Source organism: Paenibacillus sp. Z3-2, assembly GCF_054161325.1.
In genome coordinates this window covers 5,385,569-5,405,689 of the sequence record NZ_CP096397.1, presented here as the reverse complement: position 1 = coordinate 5,405,689, position 20,121 = coordinate 5,385,569, and the positions used below count along the sequence as shown (strand labels likewise).

21 protein-coding genes are annotated in these 20,121 nt (G+C 45.4%); 13 read left to right on the top strand and 8 right to left on the bottom strand.

Features of this window, described 5'->3' with window-relative positions:
- Positions 1-14: 14 nt before the first annotated feature.
- The 6 genes from M1D71_RS24190 to M1D71_RS24165 all read left to right on the top strand — a co-directional run bounded on the left by M1D71_RS24190 (position 15) and on the right by M1D71_RS24165 (position 5,939).
- Positions 15-1,052 carry a Gfo/Idh/MocA family protein gene (locus M1D71_RS24190; protein ID WP_458124015.1) on the top strand — a complete coding sequence of 346 codons (1,038 nt, stop codon included), beginning with the start codon at positions 15-17 and terminating at the stop codon, positions 1,050-1,052.
- Positions 1,049-2,071: a Gfo/Idh/MocA family protein gene (locus M1D71_RS24185; RefSeq protein ID WP_458124014.1), complete on the top strand. Its 1,023-nt coding sequence runs from the start codon at positions 1,049-1,051 to the stop codon at positions 2,069-2,071. Before M1D71_RS24190 ends, M1D71_RS24185 begins: the two co-directional genes overlap by 4 nt.
- Positions 2,072-2,266: 195 nt before the next feature.
- Positions 2,267-2,908 (top strand): NAD(P)-dependent oxidoreductase, encoded by a 642-nt coding sequence (locus tag M1D71_RS24180; RefSeq protein WP_458127338.1) that lies wholly within the window; start codon positions 2,267-2,269, stop codon positions 2,906-2,908.
- Between the two features lie 154 nt (positions 2,909-3,062).
- Complete coding sequence (locus tag M1D71_RS24175; protein WP_458124013.1) at positions 3,063-3,536, top strand: HIT family protein; 474 nt, start codon at positions 3,063-3,065, stop codon at positions 3,534-3,536.
- 77 nt (positions 3,537-3,613) lie between these two features.
- Positions 3,614-4,771 carry a hypothetical protein gene (locus tag M1D71_RS24170; RefSeq protein WP_458124012.1) on the top strand — a complete coding sequence of 386 codons (1,158 nt, stop codon included), beginning with the start codon at positions 3,614-3,616 and terminating at the stop codon, positions 4,769-4,771.
- Positions 4,772-5,342: 571 nt separating this feature from the next.
- Positions 5,343-5,939, top strand: a complete 597-nt coding sequence (locus M1D71_RS24165) for a hypothetical protein (protein WP_458124011.1) — start codon at positions 5,343-5,345, stop codon at positions 5,937-5,939.
- A gap of 68 nt (positions 5,940-6,007) precedes the next feature.
- On the opposite strand, the gene M1D71_RS24160 is transcribed toward M1D71_RS24165, so the two are convergent.
- On the bottom strand, positions 6,008-6,877 hold the full coding sequence (locus tag M1D71_RS24160) for a helix-turn-helix transcriptional regulator (RefSeq protein ID WP_458124010.1): 870 nt from the start codon (positions 6,875-6,877) through the stop codon (positions 6,008-6,010).
- A gap of 197 nt (positions 6,878-7,074) precedes the next feature.
- On the opposite strand from M1D71_RS24160, the gene rarD reads away from it, so the two are divergent.
- Both rarD and M1D71_RS24150 read left to right on the top strand, forming a co-directional pair.
- Positions 7,075-7,953 (top strand): EamA family transporter RarD, encoded by an 879-nt coding sequence (rarD, locus tag M1D71_RS24155; protein ID WP_458124009.1) that lies wholly within the window; start codon positions 7,075-7,077, stop codon positions 7,951-7,953.
- A gap of 181 nt (positions 7,954-8,134) precedes the next feature.
- Positions 8,135-8,476: a hypothetical protein gene (locus tag M1D71_RS24150; RefSeq protein WP_458124008.1), complete on the top strand. Its 342-nt coding sequence runs from the start codon at positions 8,135-8,137 to the stop codon at positions 8,474-8,476.
- Here the strand turns inward: M1D71_RS24150 and M1D71_RS24145 are convergent.
- The 3 genes from M1D71_RS24145 to M1D71_RS24135 form a co-directional block, all read right to left on the bottom strand.
- Positions 8,462-8,941 (bottom strand): hypothetical protein, encoded by a 480-nt coding sequence (locus M1D71_RS24145; protein WP_458124007.1) that lies wholly within the window; start codon positions 8,939-8,941, stop codon positions 8,462-8,464. The genes M1D71_RS24150 and M1D71_RS24145 overlap by 15 nt on opposite strands.
- A gap of 418 nt (positions 8,942-9,359) precedes the next feature.
- Positions 9,360-10,409 (bottom strand): glycoside hydrolase family 53 protein, encoded by a 1,050-nt coding sequence (locus M1D71_RS24140; RefSeq protein WP_458124006.1) that lies wholly within the window; start codon positions 10,407-10,409, stop codon positions 9,360-9,362.
- 347 nt (positions 10,410-10,756) lie between these two features.
- Complete coding sequence (locus M1D71_RS24135; protein ID WP_145325104.1) at positions 10,757-10,984, bottom strand: hypothetical protein; 228 nt, start codon at positions 10,982-10,984, stop codon at positions 10,757-10,759.
- Positions 10,985-11,233: 249 nt separating this feature from the next.
- Here M1D71_RS24135 and ppk1 point away from each other — a divergent pair, with 249 nt between their 5' ends.
- Entirely contained in the window at positions 11,234-13,315 is a 2,082-nt protein-coding gene (ppk1, locus tag M1D71_RS24130) for a polyphosphate kinase 1 (protein WP_458124005.1), read from the top strand.
- Here the strand turns inward: ppk1 and M1D71_RS24125 are convergent.
- Together M1D71_RS24125 and M1D71_RS24120 are read right to left on the bottom strand one after the other, a co-directional pair.
- Entirely contained in the window at positions 13,275-14,801 is a 1,527-nt protein-coding gene (locus M1D71_RS24125; RefSeq protein ID WP_458124004.1) for a Ppx/GppA phosphatase family protein, read from the bottom strand. The two genes, ppk1 and M1D71_RS24125, sit on opposite strands and share 41 nt — an antisense overlap.
- Positions 14,802-14,827: 26 nt before the next feature.
- Positions 14,828-15,082 (bottom strand): hypothetical protein, encoded by a 255-nt coding sequence (locus M1D71_RS24120; RefSeq protein ID WP_458124003.1) that lies wholly within the window; start codon positions 15,080-15,082, stop codon positions 14,828-14,830.
- A gap of 237 nt (positions 15,083-15,319) precedes the next feature.
- Here M1D71_RS24120 and M1D71_RS24115 point away from each other — a divergent pair, with 237 nt between their 5' ends.
- Together M1D71_RS24115 and sda are read left to right on the top strand one after the other, a co-directional pair.
- On the top strand, positions 15,320-15,979 hold the full coding sequence (locus M1D71_RS24115; protein WP_458124002.1) for a YheC/YheD family protein: 660 nt from the start codon (positions 15,320-15,322) through the stop codon (positions 15,977-15,979).
- Positions 15,980-16,334: 355 nt separating this feature from the next.
- The gene (gene sda, locus M1D71_RS24110; RefSeq protein WP_017692430.1) at positions 16,335-16,478 is read left to right on the top strand and encodes a sporulation histidine kinase inhibitor Sda; all 144 of its coding nucleotides are present in this window, start codon (positions 16,335-16,337) and stop codon (positions 16,476-16,478) included.
- Positions 16,479-16,499: 21 nt separating this feature from the next.
- On the opposite strand, the gene M1D71_RS24105 is transcribed toward sda, so the two are convergent.
- Together M1D71_RS24105 and M1D71_RS24100 are read right to left on the bottom strand one after the other, a co-directional pair.
- A complete protein-coding gene (locus tag M1D71_RS24105) occupies positions 16,500-16,751 on the bottom strand; it encodes a hypothetical protein (RefSeq protein ID WP_458124001.1) in 252 nt (83 codons plus the stop codon).
- A 77-nt stretch (positions 16,752-16,828) separates the two neighbouring features.
- Positions 16,829-17,803: an NAD(P)/FAD-dependent oxidoreductase gene (locus tag M1D71_RS24100; protein ID WP_210437008.1), complete on the bottom strand. Its 975-nt coding sequence runs from the start codon at positions 17,801-17,803 to the stop codon at positions 16,829-16,831.
- A gap of 625 nt (positions 17,804-18,428) precedes the next feature.
- On the opposite strand from M1D71_RS24100, the gene M1D71_RS24095 reads away from it, so the two are divergent.
- Together M1D71_RS24095 and M1D71_RS24090 are read left to right on the top strand one after the other, a co-directional pair.
- Positions 18,429-19,622 (top strand): NAD(P)/FAD-dependent oxidoreductase, encoded by a 1,194-nt coding sequence (locus M1D71_RS24095; protein ID WP_145325110.1) that lies wholly within the window; start codon positions 18,429-18,431, stop codon positions 19,620-19,622.
- On the top strand, positions 19,619-19,870 hold the full coding sequence (locus tag M1D71_RS24090) for a hypothetical protein (RefSeq protein ID WP_145325111.1): 252 nt from the start codon (positions 19,619-19,621) through the stop codon (positions 19,868-19,870). The genes M1D71_RS24095 and M1D71_RS24090 overlap by 4 nt, the downstream gene beginning before the upstream one ends.
- The last annotated feature ends 251 nt before the right edge of the window (positions 19,871-20,121 follow it).

Sequence of the window (20,121 nt, the reverse complement as noted above, 5' to 3'; positions counted from 1 at the left end):
AGGAGGGATAAGCTGTGAGAGCTGCTGTACTCGGATGCGGAACGATGGGAGCCGTACATGCCAAAAGTTATGCCAAGTTGAAAAATGTTGAACTGGTTGGGGTTTGTGATGTGGAGAAGGATGAGGCTGACAGGCTGGCTGATGGTTACGGAACGACAGCGTACAGCCGTTTTGAGGATTTGTTGAGCGGGGGGCGCCCGGATGTGGTGAGCATCTGCCTCCCTACATCTTTGCACTGCACGTATACAGTCATGGCCGCTGAAGCGGGCGTGCATGTAATCTGTGAGAAACCGGTCAGTTCGACGGCCAAAGAAGCCGAAATGATGGATGTCGTCTGTCGTTCGAACAAGGTTCATTTGTTTATTGCACATGTGGGTCGCTTCTTCCCTGCCTATATCGATGTCGCCCGTCAGATCGCTGCCGGAGTTATAGGGAAGCCTGGTGTTGCCCATGCCAGTCGTATCGGACCCCATCCGGGGCTGATGAAGAACTGGTACAACGATGAGAGGCATAGCGGTGGTGTCATTATGGATCTGATGATCCATGACATCGATTATATGCGAAGTGTGCTTGGAGAGGTACGTTCCGTGTATGCCCAGCGACGAACCCTTCCTCATTTGGACTATGCTTGGGTAACCTTGAGATTCGAACAAGGAACTATCGCCAATCTGGAAGGGATGTGGGGATACCCGGGGCCGTTCCAGACAGCGATGGAATTCGCGGGAGATCGGGGAATCCTGCATGCAAATTCCGAGAAGGCCAAATCAGTGGTTATCCGTCAGGATGGAGGAGTAGGCCGTATGTCAACGACGGGAACGGACGACAGGACACACACACCTATCGTTTTAAGGAAAAGTCCTGAGTTTGAAACGGCCTATGAACGTGAACTGTCTCATTTCATTCAATGTATCCAATTCGGGGATCAGCCTAAGATCACGTTTCAGGATGCCTGTAATGCGTCCCGAATTGCCCGTGCTGCACTCCATTCTGCCTACAGCGGAGACTCTGTCAATATGAAAGGTTTTGAGGAGAAGGGGGGAGCATTCAGATGAAACGATTGCGTATTGGCATGATCAGCTTCGCTCATCCCCATGCGTTCAGTTATTTTCGGGAGCTCGCCGCGATAGAGAATGTAGAGGTCGTCGCCATCGCCGATGATAACATGGAGCGGGTTATGACTCTTCTTGATCAAGGCCATATCTCGTATTACGAAGATTACCGCATTATGCTGCAGCTTCCTGAGATTGATGCCGTAATTATATGTTCAGAGAATGTGAAGCATGCGAGCATGGTGATGGAAAGTGCCCGTGCGGGTAAGCATATTCTATGTGAAAAACCGCTTGGAGTTAGCGTGGATGAAATGAAAATCATGATCGAAATCTGCTCCAAATACAGGGTACAATTGATGACCGCATTTCCCTGCCGATATTTGCCTGCTGTATTGGAGACGAAAAGGGCGCTTGAGCGAGGAGACATTGGTCAAGTGGTTGCGGTTAAGGGGTACAATCGTGGTACAGCACCAGAGGGCTGGTTTCTGGATCCTTCCCAATCCGGGGGAGGAGCGATTCTGGATCATACAGTCCATGTAGCTGATCTGCTTCGATGGTTGTTTAACCTTGATCCGACCGCTGTATATGCAGAGCAAGGACATTTGTTTCATGATCTGGCGGTGGAAGATTCGGGCATGGTGCATATTGAATTGGATCAGGGAGTGATTGCGTTCATTGATACTAGCTGGTCGAGAAATCGGACATATCCCTTCTGGGGAGACGTAAAGCTAGATATCATCGGTACGGAAGGCGTCATACATATGGATGCTTTCGCACAGACAAATGAGGTATACAGCGATCTCGAGGAAAGAGCAAGGTGGAGCTATTGGGGTGAACGTATGAATTATTATATGATGCAAGATTTCGTGGACTCACTCCTGGCTGGAAGAAGTGTTTTAGTCTCGGGGGAAGATGGTTTACAGGCCACAGCAGTCGCTCTGGCAGCATATGAGTCGATTCAGGAGAAAGGCAGGGTGATACTCAGGAAAGTGGAGGAACATGAAACACTTTACGAACAATAATGTGTGTGGTAAACCCATAATTTAGACCCGAAGTGATGGGATTTGTCTGTAATAGATGATCTATCAGGGTCTTTTTTTGTTGTACTGAGGGGAATTCTATAATTTTGCAGAGAGGAATAGTTGACAAAACATGTTGTAACTACTATAGTTACAACATGAGTTTTTACTACAAAACAAATCAGAGGAGAGATCATGATGAACATTGCAATCATTGGTACAACAGGCAAAGCAGGAAGCGTGATTTTGAAAGAAGCGGCAGACAGAGGGCATGAAGTGACGGCGATTGTTCGTAATGCATCCAAATTGGAAGATAAAACTCTGAGTACGCTGGAGAAAGATGTATTCGATCTTACAGCTGAAGATCTTAAAGCGTTCGATGTAGTTGTAAATGCATTTGGTGCACCAGCGGGTAAAGAAAACCTGCATGTGGAAGTAGGACAAGCGTTGATCAACATCCTGAAGGATGCACCAAACACTCGTCTGATCGTCGTGGGTGGAGCAGGAAGCCTGTTCACGGACGAGTCCAAGACATTGCGTGTCTTTGAATCTCCAGGATTCCCTGATGCTTACAAAGCGACAGCAACGAATCAAGGCCAAAACTTGCAGGATCTGCAAGCATCCTCTGGTGTTCAATGGACGTTCCTGAGCCCAGCTGGATTCTTCAATCCGGAAGGCGTACGTACAGGCAAATACCAAGCGGGCAACGATGTTATCCTGGTTAATAGTCAAGGTAACAGCTACATCAGCTATGCTGACTATGCCATTGCTTTGGTTGATGAGATTGAAAATCCGCAACACAAAAACGAACGCTTTACTGTGGTTGGCGAAGCGAAGTAATTCATCTCGTATAACGTATAATGAACCTTACAAAACGGACGCTGATCACGACAGATCAGCGTCCGTTCTTTTTGGGTTAGGATAACGCAACGAACATAAGTTACCTGCGTCTAATAGCTTGTTGGGAAAATATGAGAGAGGTTGAATGATAAAGATGACAGTATCATTTTCACATAAGCCCGAAGAATACGAATGTCCATTTTGTTGTATTTGGGGTATCGAGCGACCTGATCAGGGAACAAAACAAAGGGATATCATTTATCAGAATGAAAAGGTGACGGCATTTATAGCGAGAAAATGGTGGGCTAACAATAAAGGACATGTTCTTGTTGTTCCTAACCAGCATTTCGAGAATATCTTTGAACTCCCTGCGGATTACGCTGCGGAGATTCACCGGGCGGCGCAGCTTACAGCATTTGCAATGAAAAGTACATATAAATGTGATGGGATTTCGACGAGGCAACATAATGAGCCTGCTGGCAATCAGGATGTGTGGCATTATCATCTCCATGTTTACCCTAGATATGTGAATGATCAACTTTATCTGTCACAGGGTTCTCCATCCGATCCAGATGAACGCTCTTTCTATGCTGATAAGTTGCGTTCTTGGATAAAGGAAAACATTTAAGGTCTAGGGGGCGAACAAGAAACGATAAATCTTGAGTGCATTGATCAATGGTTAACGGACAGAAAAGAGGTACCAATATGCTAGAAATGCAAACAAAGGATAACCGAAAGTTCACAAATCAACTCCCAAAATGGGCAATTGGTTTTCATACAGGTCTGATTTCATTTTTTTCTATCATCGGACTCGGGTTAATCGTCGTAGCGGTGTTAAGGATGATGAACAATGAAACTGGTGTCGCGATCACGATTTTTGGAATAGGCGTTTTGATTAGTTGGCTAGGTTGGTTTTGTTTTAAAAATCTTCAAAAATATCTTGATTATGTTTTCAAAATAGAATTAAGACAGACTGGATATTATACGTATTTTAAAGATAAAAGGAAAAATGAAGAAAGAGAAATTTTTTTAACTTATGAACGAATGGAGTATGTATTAATTGGGATGGATTATCAACTCATCCCTAGACAAAAGGTTCGAGCAGGCACGATAACTACTAAACTCGTTCCTTATAGGGCGGCAAAATTTATGTTCTATGGTAAGAATGCGGACGGACAACTCGAAGTTCTTTCTTTTACCCACTCGGACCTTGCGATAATTGATGCTTGGATTGACGTACTTCAGTCTAATAATGTGACGATACTCCATACTGACATGGCTTTAAAAGCAACACCTAACAATCCTGAAGGAATAAAAGCAGTGCCCAAGAATTCGTATGAGGGTTCACTTTTATTCACACCAGGATCTGAAGCCGAGGATATCGACAATATTTTTTATACCGATGAGCAGAAAAAGACTTTGGCACAAAAAACAAAAGCAAGACGAAAAAAGGGATTCTATTTGACTGTAACCTTAGCTTTGCTGCAAGTGATCATGATTTACTTCTATTTTCCTTCATGGGACATTGAAGAAGGTTTATTTAGTGAAGATTCGGATGAGATTTTTGCAGTACTGTTCACTGTTATGGCTGTATTCGCTATCTACATCTATAAGCACCAAGTTAGGTGGTATGATCCAATCAAAGATATGTTAATTCTCGGAATAGGAATCTGGGTAGGTACCATGATCTCACCTGCAACTCATCCTGACTTTCAATCAGCTGTAGGAGTGTACTCAACTATTATTTTCATGATCGTACTTGTTGTAGTTTATCTATTCAAATTATTTGGTTGGATCGGTAAGATAAAGAAAGAATGGAAGAATAATAGAGAGGAATCAGTCTATAAAAATATTGGAGATTAAATTAAATCCTTGTGACTAAAGATTATGGCAATGCTACGGACCTGATCATATGTCGGAGAGATTTAATGTCATTTATGTCCCGGGAGCCGCGTAAGCGGCTTTTTAGTTTATCAAAATCTCATTGATTGAAGATTACAGTTGAGAATAGCCAAGTTTATAACCTCTTATTAGAAGCAAACTAGAATTAATTGCTCTAATAGGAGGTTTTCCTATGATTTTAAGTGAACTTCGGCATCATTATGAGGCAGAAACGATGATAGATTGGGGGCAAAGCTACCTTTTTCATTGAGGGAAGTTCCATGACAACCCAAATTACAGCAAGATCTGAAAAGTAGGAGCAGGCCAAATTTGTTAAGTTATACTCGATAAGCCAAGCCATAATAAGGAAGGGGCTGTAACAAAAAGGTTTAAAACATATGGAGGTTTGGAGTCAAAAACGTGTGATGTTGAGAAAAGACTGGATCATTTTATATACCCTAGAAGTGGAGGAATCATTGTGAATATAGTGCACGATAAAAAGGTTAGTCAATCAATAATAACAGTACATGATCTCAACCGGTGGTCAGGATTTATGGCAATAATAGCAGGGATTCTATATATCGTTATTCAGTTTATCCACCCGACAGATCATATCTCTTCTGTAAATACAAACTCTTGGGTAGTGGTTGCATCCCTGACTATGGCTATGTCGTTCTTTAATCTGATCGGAATTACTGGATTCTATGTAAGCCAAGCGAAAGAAGCGGGGTGGCTTGGCTTGGTCGGTTTCCTTTTGTTCAATCTGTTCTGGTTAATCTCATTCATTTTTAGTTTCATCGAAGCATTCGTTTTGCCGTTGTTGACAAGTGATGCTGAAAAGTTTGTGGAAGGAATGGTTGGGCTCGTTGGAGGAACAGTTAGTGAGGTTAATCTCGGGATCTTCCCAATATTAGCCCCGCTCGCGGGAGTACTGTATATGCTAGGAGGTCTACTGCTAGGCATCGCTACAATACGTGCCAGAGTCTTGCCTCGCCTAGCAGCAATTCTGTTGGCCTTCGCTGCGGTAGTCACCATTACTGCTGCAATCATCCCCCATCCACTTGATCGGGGGTTGGCGATACCTATGGGAATTGCACTTATATGGATGGGGTATGTTATTTGGTCGAAACGTAAGTTAGCATCGAACTAGAGATACCTTCGGTCTGACCTATATGGATGTAATGAATAGTCCTCTGACGGTTTGGTTCCTTGGTACCATCAGATTTCCAGATCGTCAGGGAGTTTCTTGATTGGTGCGTAGATATGGTAAGTGGAGTCCAGGTTGTGGACGTCATTAAAAACTTGGATAAGTTCAATATCCGATTGATCAGCCTCTTGCTTGGAAATCTTTAAGAATCTGGCATAGTCTGATTTAAGCACTTCTCCAATATCAAGCAGGTCACCAAAATAGTTGAACCTCGCGCAAAAAATAGACGGTACATCAACCGTGAAATAAAAGGGTTTATCAATTTGAATGTCATGTGGGATTCCGAACAGAACTTTGAATCGGGTTGAATTTGGTTGACAGTTTGAATAAATGACAAAACAAGAACCGTGTATGCTTTCATCAATATGGTTCAACATCATTTTTGAATGGGAGTGAATCTTCTTCTTGTAATCATCAGTGGCTAGGTCTACTTCAAAGGCAATCCCGCTTATTCGGGTTTCTTTGAACTCTGTCAGTGTGAAATCCGTGACGATATCACCATTGATATTTTTAAATGGTCTTTTAACGACAGTAGGTATTTGAGTCGGAGAGATTTTTTGTAAGCCTGCTCTTAGTGAACTTGGAGCTACACCGTAATGTTGTTTGAATGCCCGGGTGAATGAGGCTTGCGTACCAAAGGCTAACTGATAAGCAATATTGGTTAGAGACAAGTTGTTGTCATAAATGAGTGATAGGGTGGCATTCAATCTTCTAGATAGGATGTACTGATTTAACGAACAGCCCATCATGGCTGAAAAGAGCCTATGAAAATAGTATTTAGACATATTGAAAGTAAGAGCAACGGATGACACAGTTAAAGGCTGTTCTAAATTCTCCTCGATATGAATTAATACTTGTTCTATTATCCTATGATGGTTCATACTAACTCCCTTCATCTCACTTTCTAATTTTAGTGCTGAAGCTCTTATTTGTCTAGAACTGGGTAAACTTTAGTCCAAAGAAAATGTCAGTTGAACGGGAGCATAGCAACTGGCCTGACCTATTAATCTCTTTACTTAAGCGTAGATAGAGGCGTATAATCCCTTGAGTATCAGAGCATTGAAGAGGGGAAATGGTTATGAACAATGGATTAATCAACGCGATCATTGCGTATATCATGTGGGGGGTTCTCCCGCTGTATTGGAAGTTTTTTGAAAATGTACCAGCAGGCGAGATTCTGTCCCATCGGGTTGTCTGGTCGTTCGTCTTCATGGGTATTCTCGTTGCCGTCCAGCGCCGTTGGGGTGACATGAAACGAATTGTGGCTGACCGTTCGCTCTTGTTATCGCTCACAGCTAGCGGACTTCTAATCGCTATTAATTGGCTGATCTTCATCTGGGCAGTTAACAACGGTCATGTCGTTGAGACAAGCTTGGGTTATTATTTGAACCCTTTGCTGAACGTGTTACTGGCAGTTGTCTTCCTTCATGAAAAGCCAAACCGTGGCCAATGGCTCGCGATTGCTATTGCTTGTGTCGCGGTGCTTATCATTGCTATCGACTACGGACGTTTCCCATGGGTAGCGATCTCGCTGGCCGTGTCATTTGGCTTGTACGGTCTAGCGAAGAAGAAGATTAAGCAAGACGCTTCTGTGGGCTTATTTTCGGAGACAGCTGTAGTTCTGCCCATCGCACTCGGCTACTGGATCTACTTGGCCATCGTGGGAAAAGCAACAGCATGGACGCTGCCTGCGCCTATGTTCTTCGAATTGCTTCTATCTGGCGTGGTGACGGCGCTGCCGCTGCTTTTCTTTGCACGGGCGGCTGCCCGGATGTCGTTGTCCACGCTTGGCTTCGTGCAATACATTGGGCCGACCATCATGCTGATCCTGAACGTGTTCGTGTTCAAGGAAACAGTCTCGCCAGTTCTGCTCGTTGGTTTCGCACTGATATGGACAGCGCTTATCGTATACGCAACCGCATCGATGCGTGCCACGAGACTGGCTAAAGTAAGCTGAACAGAGGTATCTTGGTATCGTTATAAATGCTCTGTCCGCCGATGAGGTGGACAGGGCCATTTTTACGTTTATGGGGAAAAGATAACTCAGCAAAATGAAGAAGGCATAAGATCAATAAAGTGGTAAAATACAGGAGTAGTCATCAAAAATAGGAATAAGAAAACGAGGAGGCAACAGATATATGATCGTTAGTACCCGTTACCGTAAACGTGATCCATTATTTGTGAATAATGCTGTAGTTCAGGTACTATTTCAGTTTGCTGTTTCAGCGATAATTGGGATCATATATGGATGTATGATGGTCAACGAGACGATAGGTAGATATATTAATGAACGATTACCGAGCACGGATGGTCCGGATCTTCATTTATATCTGCCCATTGTGGTGACAGTGTTCGTCTATTCATGCTTTATTCAGAAGAAACAACGGATTTTACTTGAAAAAATCTCATTTAGTTGTCTCCATATTTTTGTTGCCCTGCTAAGCTGTTTTTCTTCGGTTATCGTGTTATTGATGATCTAATCCGGATTCTGCCGTTTCTATACCTTCCGCCCCATCAACTGCATCAACCACACCGACAGCGAGTGTTGTTACGGCAGCAGCAGCCAGAAGGTGTTTGGCCCCAAGTTTGGCACGCTCCATATCATCTTCTTTCATACCCACGACAACATCTTTACCGCTGTTATACACATACTTGGCTGATATCGCTATACCTTTTGCAGTATTAGTCACGGCATCTCCAATATCGGCAAGGCCCGCGTCCAAGGCAGCATCATCTTTTCGGATCGCACCACTTGCCAGATCATATGTCCCGCTAGCCAGTTGTCCAACGGTTTTGCCAGTGTTAATCGTAGCTTTTTCTACGCCGTTCCCGATTTCTTTGATAAAGGGACTTCCCGCAATCTCACCGACAACCCTCACACTCCCGCCTAGTACTTTCCCGGTAACTTCTCCAGCCAATTGGCCCATCCCTTTTAAAAACCTCATCCATATTCCCCCGCTCTTGAAATAAGCTAACCCACGTTCTGCATGATTTTCTCTTTATTATATTCATATGTAAGCGAAAAAACCATTCTGCTTTCGGCCTAGCTCATAAGACGATCCGCCTTGGCACGGTCCCTTCAACACACTTCATCGCCAAAAGGCGCTACTCCCATCAGGAATAGCGCCTTATGCCCTTTATTACCCTAATAACTTGCCTACACACGGTTTTAGAAGTGTCTCATTGAGCAGCAACGTAGTGGAGGGGGCGGAATCGATTCTGAAGAAGCGAAGCGGTCGCCTTTGTATCCTAATTTCAACTTATGAAAGTTGTTCAAAAAATTAGGATACAACAGCGATCATAAGAACGATCCGACACCGGAACGGCCACCACTGCTCCCATCCACACTTCTACCCACCGTACCTAGTCAATAAATCCTTCCATGACTACCGTTGGCATCATATTCGATTGCCATGCACCTTTGCCATAGCCGCTGTTGTATCCTGGTGTAGCCTGAGGCTCCCAGTAGAATACGCCTTTGCCTTTGCCATTCGGCAGATTGCGGATTTGGTTTTTCATCGCCGCAACAAAACTTTTACCAGCCGCAGCCTGGTTATTGTCCATACCAATTTCGGAGATAATGATCTCTTTGCCATAACGGTTGATCATATCCTTGGCATTGTTTACTGTATTCGTCACAGCTGTGTTCCAGCCGGAAGCCGAAGGGTAGAGGGACATCGCAATCATGTCAAAGTTGGCTCCGTTACTGATCAGGCCTCCAATATTCCATACATAGAGGGCGTTATCATCTCCACCTGCCAGATGCACAATGGTTTTGGTGCCGCTGCTCAGGGATTTCACTGCATTATGGCCTGTGTTTACCAGCCACGCATAGTTTTTCATGTTGGTAGATGCTTTGCCATCTTCCCATAACATGCCGTTGCTTGTTTCATTCCCGATCTGTACCCAGTCCGGGGTAACGCCTTTGCTTTGCATTGTAGTCATGACATCACGTGTGTGATTCCACACCGCATCCATGAGCTGCTGGAACGTGTAGTTTTTCCAGGCAGCTGGTTTGGTCTGTTGACCAGGGTCTGCCCAGGAATCGCTGTAGTGCAGGGTGAGCATTACGCTCATGCCGGCATTCTTGGCACGTTGTGCGAGTGCAGCCGCACGATCCTTGTTCATGTAACCGTTCCCATAATCGTTCGTAGGATTAAGAAAGACCCGAATACGAACGGAATTGATTTGATAGTCATTTTTCAAAATATCAATGATGTCACGCTGTACCCCGTTTTTATCTTTCCATTTGTAGCCTTGAGCTTCCATTCCGGGAACCCAACTGATGTCGGCTCCTTTGGCGAAACTTGGTGCTGCGCTGGCATGCTGACCTGCGGGCAGCATGATGGAGGTGAATAACAAAACAAAAGCCAACATGATGGATATCCTGAAACCCCTTACATTTTTGAACATTACAAGATGCCTCCTCGGATTTAGGTTGAGTTGCATCCTAATTATAGCCATCCTGGTTTACTCTACTAAAGGGTCCATTTCCAATATTTTGGGTGTTTTCTCAACCTCTCTACAAAAAAGACAAAACAAAAAGCCGTCCGAAGACGGCTTTTCTACCCGGGGCGCTTTTTGAAACATTGATCCGTATCCCGCGCCTCCACCAGACTCATTTTATTTTGAGCTAGTGGATCGGGTAAGGGACACGTTCAACATGTGATTAGAAATGTTGACGCACCTCCTTTCCTTGTGGCAAGAGTATACAACACCTGGTTTCGGAAAGCTAGTCTTTTTTACGTATTTACGCAAAATTATTTTTCGGTCTGGAACATCGTTATATCTCGTGCATAGTGACTCTTCGTTCCGTCATTGTTTCGAATGCGTACGCTGTCTTCACTGATCCGTTCAACGATGCCACTACCCACCTCACAGTAGACGCCAGCCGGGTCTTCCTGCCAAGCGCTTACGATACATTGAGAGAGTGCAGCCGTGAAAAACTCTATATTTTTTTGTAACGTTCTAGGTTTGTTCGATTTCATTATATACTCCTTTAGACACTGTTATTTGGAAATGATAACAAGCAACCGGACCAAATCACACTGTACATCACTTTACTCTGTCTATTGCTCTTTGTAAAGGGATGGAAAAAGTTGCGTCCATGAGGTATCATTTACATAAATTTTACATAGCGTTTACACTGCGCTGACGCTTGATGTTGATTACGAATAGTACAATTATATGAGAACTTCTAACCAAGAATAGATATGCAACACATTCGGAGGCCATACATGCATAGAGACGTCAAAACAGGTAACTACGTTAATCGCGATTTGAGTTGGGTTGAATTTAATCGGCGCGTACTTCAAGAGGCCCAGGATCCAACGACGCCCCTGCTGGAACGCATGAGATTTCTCGGTATTGTCGCCAGTAATCTGGACGAGTTCGTCAGTGTAAGAGTGGCCGAGACGAAAGAGAAGATCAAGGCCGGATTTACACAAAAGGATTTTACAGGGTATACGCCTTCGGGATTGTACCGCAGATTGATCAAACGAATCGGGACCATGGTCGCCGAACAGTATAAAACGTATCGTGAACTTATTCGTATACTCGCCAAGAAAGGCATAAACATTCAGGAATATACCGATCTTAATGTGACACAGCAGCGCGCAATGGATCAGTACTTTCATGAGATTATTTTCCCGGTACTCACACCGATGGCGATAGACCAGAGTCGTCCGTTCCCACTGGTACACAACAAGTCTGTCTATCTGTCCGTGATGCTGCAGAAGGAAGGGGAGCAAGAGGGCGAACCATTTATGGCTATTGTTCAGGTACCTTCCAATCTGCCGCGTGTGGTTCAGGCTCCCATTCGGGCGAATAGCAAAAAGAAAACATTCATACTGATTGAAGACCTGATCAAACATCATATTCACACGCTCTTCAGCGGATATATCTCGCTTGCTGCACAGGAATTCCGGGTGACCCGCAATGCGGATCTGTTCATTAATGAAGAAGAAGCGGAAGATCTGCTTGAGGCGATTGAGAAAGAATTGCGACGCAGACGCCGAGGGGCTCCTGTACGACTGGAAGTCTGCAAGGACTTTCGTCCGGATGCCTTGCTCGAATTGCAGGATGAATTCGATATTCAAGACCCGGTGTACGAGATAGATGGACCACTTGATCTGAGTTTTCTGGCTGGATTCGTGGATAGTCTGGAGGGCTTCTCGCATCTGAAATACAGTCCGGTGAAACCCGTCTATCCACTGGAGTTCCTGCCCAGAGAAAGTCATTTCGAGCTGCTGCGCAGACGGGATGTATTGGTGCATCATCCGTATGAATCGTTTGAACCGGTCACCGATTTCATATTGGAGGCTTCGGAAGATCCAAGAGTGCTGGCCATCAAGATGACATTATATCGCGTCAATGGCGATTCACGCCTTATTCCGGCACTTGCACTGGCTGCTGAAAGTGGTAAGCAGGTCACGGTTGTGGTGGAACTGAAAGCCCGGTTCGATGAAGAGCGCAATATTGCGTGGGCCCGGAAGTTGGAGAAGGCCGGTTGTCACGTGGTATATGGACTGGTTGGACTGAAGACCCATGCCAAAATCATTCTTGTCGTCCGCAGGGAACAGCAAGGGTTGAGACGTTATGTTCATGTAGGAACAGGTAACTACAATGAGAGTACAGCCAAAGTGTATACGGACGTGGGACTGTTCACCTCCAATCCGATTATTGGAGAAGATGCATCCGAATTATTCAATGAAATTACCGGATATTCCGGTCCGAAGGCATTGCAGGCGTTCCACGTAGCTCCGGATGGTATGAAGGATGAACTGTTCGCATTGATTCGTCGTGAGACGGAGCATGCCCTTAAAGGCAAACCTTCCAGAATCATTGCCAAGATTAACTCCCTATCCCATCAGGATATAATTGATGAATTGTACGAGGCTTCTCAGGCTGGAGTGCAGATCGATCTGATCGTGCGCGGCGTATGCTGTCTGCGTCCAGGGGTGGAAGGACTCAGTGAGAACATTCGGGTCATTAGCATTGTGGATCGCTTCCTGGAGCATTCCCGGTTGTTTTATTTTGAAAATAGCGGCAACCCCGATGTATTCATCTCCAGTGCAGATTGGATGACACGTAACCTGAATCGAAGAATTGAACTGATGTGTCCCGTGTTCGATCCAGAGCTGAAGAAGATGCTGGTGGATATTCTTAATCTGTCCCTTATGGACAATGTCAAAGCCAGAGAACTTATGCCTGGTGGCAATTATGTATTTGTAGAAAATGAAAAGCCCCCGCTGAGAAGTCAGACGGAGGCCATGGGTATTATCCCTTGGAAGCCTGTTGAATGGAGTGCGTTAACGTAACGTCCCAGGCTTCCTTTAAATCCTTGACGGCCTCTTCCAGGCCTTCAAGTTCCAGTAACGGCTCGGCTGTACAGGTGAATTGCACCTGCAGCGAGTCGTTTTCTTTTGTTGCTTCGATCGAAGCGATGCTCTCGGATCGATTGATGGCTTCGGCTACGCGCAGTAGAGAGCCTATACGATGAGCATGCCGCTCATCCGAGTTTTTCAGAATGTCCCGGTGCTTATTCAGCAGCTGGGGCGTTCTTTTTTTGGGATGATAATCGGCTGCACTGGCACTGAGAATGGTCTCCCGGTGAGAGAGCCCATAGATGCTGGCATTCATGATCCAGTAGGCCGAGTGTTGAGTATATCGGAAATAGTTAATCTGCTTACCAGCCATATGCAGCATGGAGGACGCATACAGGATTCTGGCATCTGCTTGATCAGGCGCAGACCCTTGTAGTGCCGTATACAGGGTAATCGTATCCTGATGAATCCGTTGCAGACGTTTCTCTGGAATAGGCGGACCAAAATGGATAAAGTTACGGATACTGTCCTTCAGCGCGTCTGGAACGACCGGCTGACCTCCAGCCATGTAATCCCGCAACAACCCGTCCCGTAGACCCGCACCACTAACCACATAACGATCTCCCTGTATTAACCGGAAGACTGTTCGCAGGATCAATACGCCCGGCACAATGATATCTGCGCGGTCTTTGGCGAGCCCGGGTACCTTTTTGCGCTGTGCCGAGGTGAGATGTGGCAAGGAGCGCGCGATGTTCTCCATCGCTTCCTCACCGATCTCATAATGATGGGTGACAGGCAGAGAATACTGGATTCGCTTCTGTTCCACTTTGGCGAGTGTACGCATTGTGCCGCCAAGTCCGATGAGTGGCAGGCCAGGATGCTCACGAATCCAATCCTGTCCGCGGAGAGCTTGAATGACTTCGTTGCACAGTGCATTCGCATTCTCCTCGGTCCACTGATCTTCGCCCCCATAACGGGCATGTGAATTCACGGCACCAATGGGGAGGGATATGCTATGTAACCTTTTCCGATCCCGAAAGACCGTAATCTCCGTGCTACCGCCTCCAATATCGACGACGTAACCGTCTGCCAGATCAATGGATTGAGTAACTCCCAGGAAACCATAGTAGGCCTCACGATCTCCGGATACACATTCGATGATAAGCCCCGTCTCTGTCTCCAGCCACTCGATAATCTGCAGGACATTGCTTGCATTACGAATAGCTGCCGTAGCTGCTGCACGGATCAGTGTGGTCTGATACGCCTCACAGGTCGCTTTGAATTGACGCAAGATGGTGATGGCTTTATCCAGAGAATGGCGCAGGATGGTTCCATCCGGCTCAACAACGCTGCTCAGACGAGCGGCGAATTTGTCTTCATGAATGATGCGATAGGCTTCATCCTGATCCAGTTCATATATAACTAGACGAATGGAGTTCGAACCGATATCAATAATTCCTAAAGTTTCATTATGTGTCATAAGCATCTCCTTCTACAGAGGTTCAACTACCCGAAGTGAAGCAGGGAAGCAATGGCTTCCGGTGAACCCGGCGGTGTGGCAGAGAAGGGCGTAGTGAGCATAACAACAATGATAAAGACGATGAAACAGGCAAATATAAGACAACTCACGGCAAAGCCGCGATTTCGCTTTTGAATAAACAGTCGGATACCTGTAACAAAGAGAAGTACCGTGACGGCTACCAGAACGATCGACATTGCAAAATAGGCTACGCCATACAGTGATTTAAAAAATGCTTCCATTTCTTCTGAACGCTCCTTAGATCCTCATATTTAAGCCCTTCCAAGCCATTCCTTAGTAGCATACGACAGATTGACTTGTTTGAAAAGCAAACCGGGCGCTTGTTCCCGTTTCCGCCATGATCATGGGACAAGTTTCATGGAAAAGGGGCCCCTGCCGTGGACAGACATCCAAGAAAGCAAGGCTTCTGTTGAGTATGTATAAGGAAGGACTATTGTTTCAAGGAAGGAGATCAACCCATGTCGAGACAGCTTGCAAGCAAATGGCGGAAGACAGCGGCTCTGATGAAATACCCGGTAGCTGCTGTCCATATCCCACAGACCAAGGCATTTAACTCGGGGAATCTGCTGCATATGCTCAGTCGTTATGGAATGGTGTATATCAAACCGATTGTAGGTGGCGGAGGTTACGGTGTCATGCGGGTATCGGTGAGCGGTGGGGCTTATCGATACACGCATATGAAAACGACCCGTTCTTTCGCAAGTTTTAGCCAAATGTATCGCTCTCTGGTACGTGTGAAGGCAAGACGCAGGTACTTGATCCAGCAAGGCATTCATTTGGCAACGATTCAAGGGAGACCTGTCGATTACAGAGTCAAAGTCGTCAAGACCGAAAGAGGCTGGGTATTCCGTTCCCTGGTAGGACGACTCGCTCGCCCAGGACTTTGTGTGACGAATCTGAGCAAGGGAGGCACCATGCTATCGGGAAGGAGAGCACTTGGTTTGTCCCTGCCACATATATCCGGTCGGCACAAACGCCGGGAGATGCGCTCACTTACACTGACATGCACGTACATTATGGAGAGCCAGTTCCCGGGTGTAGGACAGCTTGGATTTGATTATGGACTGGATTATTCAGGCAAGATTTGGATTCTGGAAGTGAATACCAGACCTCAATAGAAAATCGATGAAAAACCTCAAGAAAATTCAAGAAAAACCGATAATATATAGAAGAAAACAGTTTGAAAAACGTTTGAAATTTTACATTGCCGGGTAATTTACTCGCAACAAGTCTTGAAACTATGAATTTATTCTAAAAAAAATACGCTGATAAACGTTCTGATGGTAGTACATCTTACCTGTGCATAAATATTGTCCACACTATACACGTTGATTACTCAACATTTTTACCATTTATCAACAAACTATGCACAGGATTTCCACATATCGTTGTGGATAACAAGAACGCTTGTTCTCTATATGAATCTCTGATATGATAGTTTTGAGGAAAAAAAAGGAAAGGTTGTGGCGGGAAATGGCTATGTTATCCGATGAGATGTTGTTGGATTCCTACCATAAAGCGATTGAGTTGAATCTCGAACGAGATTTCATCGCACTGCTGTTGGCAGAAATCCATAAGCGCAAACTGGGTACCGACGTATCTGCCATTCTTCACTAGAGATCCTCATTGCAGGCAATGTTACAGGTTTCCGGACAAGTCCCATAGTGAGACAGGCCATGGCGTGCTCGTCTGACAATGGTGACAGTACATCACATGATTGCAAACGTTTTCGGCTTCGTCTGCCGTGTCAGAGGAAGTTTGGAAGACGTAGGGGCTGTATGGTCCGGTGTAATCGTCCAATTTGCCGCATTCTAACAGTCCCTGAAGGCAGTGGGGGCAAGCCTGCTCCGGTACAACCAGACCGTTACACAGCGGGCATATATAAGACAAGGGTATCCCTCCTGATATGGATTCACTCAGGAGTAAGATACCCTTTTTTGTATCAATTATGTTATTTCATAAAAAAATTAGCGTTTCATGTTGCTGCTGTGTCCTGGGGACAACTTGGCATCCGGATCGAAGTATACTTTCGCATTGTTGACTGCTGTTGGAGCTTCACCGAATCCGACAGCGATCAGCTTCAGTTTACCTGGGTATGTTGTGATATCTCCGGCAGCGAATATTCCTGGAATAGACGTTTCCATGCGGGAATCAACGACGATGGAGTTGCTGTCAATTTCGATTCCCCATTCGGCAATAGGTCCGAGAGAAGAGACGAATCCAAAGTTAACAATCACGTCATCCACTTCGATTTCCTGTGTTTCTTTGGTTTTCACATGGGAGAGGGTTACTTTGGTAATCGTGTCATCTCCGTGAAGTTCCGTGATTTCGGTCGGTGTAACGACATTAACTTTGGAATTCATCAGGTTTTCGACACTATGCTCATGTGCACGGAACTTGTCCCGGCGATGGATCAGCGTTACTTGCTCAGCGATTGGCTCCAGCATGAGTGCCCAGTCTACAGCGGAGTCACCACCGCCACTGATCAGTACCTTTTTGCCAGCAAAGGCATTCAGATCACTGATGAAGTAGTGCAGGTTGCTCTTCTCGAACTTGGCAGCACCTTCAAGCTCAAGGCGACGTGGTTCGAATGCACCTACACCCGCTGTAATAATAACAGCTTTGGCATGATATTCATTCTCATCGGTCTTCACGACGAAGTGTTGTTCATCCTTTTTCTCAACCGATACAACCTTTTCTTCAAGGCGGATGTTCGGGTTAAAATGACTCATTTGCTCAACCAGGTTATTCACCAGTTCCTGAGCCGTTACTTTTGGGAATCCAGCTACATCATAGATGTATTTCTCCGGATACAGAGCGGCAAGCTGTCCGCCAAGCTGTGGCATACTTTCAACCAGGGTAACGGATGCCTGACGCATCCCACCGTAAAATGCGGCGAACAGACCCGCAGGGCCTCCACCGATAATAAGCAAATCAGTCATATCGTGACTGGAATTCTGTGCAGTCAAGAATCAACAACACCTTTCATATTTTAATAGGTAGTTAACAGGAAGAATGTGCAGGCTACATATCGTAACCGACGTTGGGGCTGAACTGTCTTTCCTATTATAAACGGTGTATTCAGGGTTGCAAAGTTAGCGGCGTCACTAAACTGAGAACAATTGATGAAGATCAGATGATAATAGGATGAAATTGGAAATGAAAGGTTATGAAAAATAACAAAAAAAACCTTGATATTTACCAGAAATAAAGATATCCTTGACCTGTACTATGTGTTTTTTTTGTCTAATTTAGAGTCAATATGTAATGTGAAGACAACTCCCGTATTTTGTGGAAACTTGTGGTTAATTTCACAACTTGAAACGATAACTTGCGTGCAAACGAATCAATTTCATAAACCCTTTAGCTACTTCAATCAAGTCTAGATATAGTTTCACAGAATCCATTTTTAGTGAGTTATGAAATTGATGCAAACGTTTAAATAAATTCGCGAAGTTAACATTTGTCGTCATAATGGGCAAGACCTCATCAATATTTGTAAGTATGTGCATTTTGCATCTCACCCAAGATCGGGATGATGCAAGTGAAACCGGAAGGGGTATAGACATGAGCAGTATTCCCAAAATCGTCATCCTCGGCGCGGGCTATGGCGGGATTCTGACAGCCCAGCGGCTGCAGAAGGAATTGAACTATAACGAGGCCGACGTCACATTGGTGAACCGGCATGATTATCATTATATTACTACACATCTACATATGCCGGCAGCTGGCACGGATACCATTGAGCATGCAAGAGTTCCCATTTCCAAGCTGATTGATGAGTTCAAGATTGACCTGGTTAAATCTTCCGTGAAGGAGATTCGTCTGCAGGATCGGAAGATTATTCTGGAGGACGGCACGTTATCGTATGATTATCTGATTATTGGACTAGGCGGGGAACCCGAGACTTTCGGTATTCCGGGTATGCTCGACCACGCCATGACAATCCGCAGCATTAACTCGGTTAGACTGATTCGGGAACACATCGAATATCAATTTGCGATGTACAAAAACGACAACAAACGAAATCGTATTCGGTTTGTCGTAGGTGGAGCCGGTTTTAGTGGTGTTGAATTCGTAGCTGAGCTTGCAGATCGCATTCCACAGCTGTGCAAGGAGTTCGACGTGAATCCGAAACATGTGCACATCTACAATGTAGAGGCAGCGCCTTCAGCTTTGCCTGGATTTGATCCGGAACTGGTAGAGCATGCGATGAACGTGCTGAAGAAGAAGGGCGTTACTTTCAAAATTGGTGTTCCAATCAAGCAATGTCTCCCGGACGGGGTTATTGTGGGTGAGGGAGAAAAACTCGATGCTGCTACAGTCGTATGGACCGGCGGTATTCGCGGCAACTCACTGCTTGAACAGGCAGGCCTTGAAGTGATGCGGGGGCGTGTGAAGGTTGATGAGTATCTACGTGCGCCTGGACATGAGCATGTTTATGTCATCGGTGACAATTCACTGGTCTTCAACCAGGAAGGGCGTCCATATCCGCCAACAGCACAGATTGCGATGCAGCAGGGCGTGAACTGTGCCAAGAACGTCGTGGCATCCATTCGCAAGAAACAGCCACAACCTTTTGTATTTACGAGCAAGGGTACGGTTGCTTCATTGGGTAAAGGTGAAGCCATTGCTGTTGTAGGTGGCAAGAAATACAAGGGCTGGAAAGCGGCTCAGTTGAAGAAGCTGGTTGATCTGCGTTATCTGTTCATCATTGGTGGGATTCCGTTAGTCCTGAAGAAAGGGCGGTTTTTTGGATGAGACATTGCAGTGTTCAGGTCCGGGGACTATTAACGCGTGAGGAACTGGATCGATACAACGCCCTGATGCAGGTCGGTGGTTATCTGGAGGAACAGGATCAGTATGATCTGGCCTACATTGTGCAGAAAGAAGTGGATATTCTCATTTTGCCCGCGATTGAGCGACTTAAAGAGAAGGGTCGTGACCGTGATCGGGCCACAGCAGAGTTTCTCGAATCGCTGAAAGCGGTTGATGAGGAGCAGGATTAGAGACTATATCAGTTGAACTAAAGATGTTTACACATACACTTCAATGACAGAATAACAACCTTCCAATTGCTGTTATTCCCAGATTTTTTGATTCCCTTTTGTTAAAGGGAAAATCCGGTGATAGCGTATGCTTTCGATGCAGCTTTCTTTCAGAAAGCTTTTAGGCGAACGCTTCGCTTTTTCAGGTGGTAGAATATTGATACATAATAAAGCACCACGGCTGTATCCTTTGCAGGAGATGTCGCGGTGCT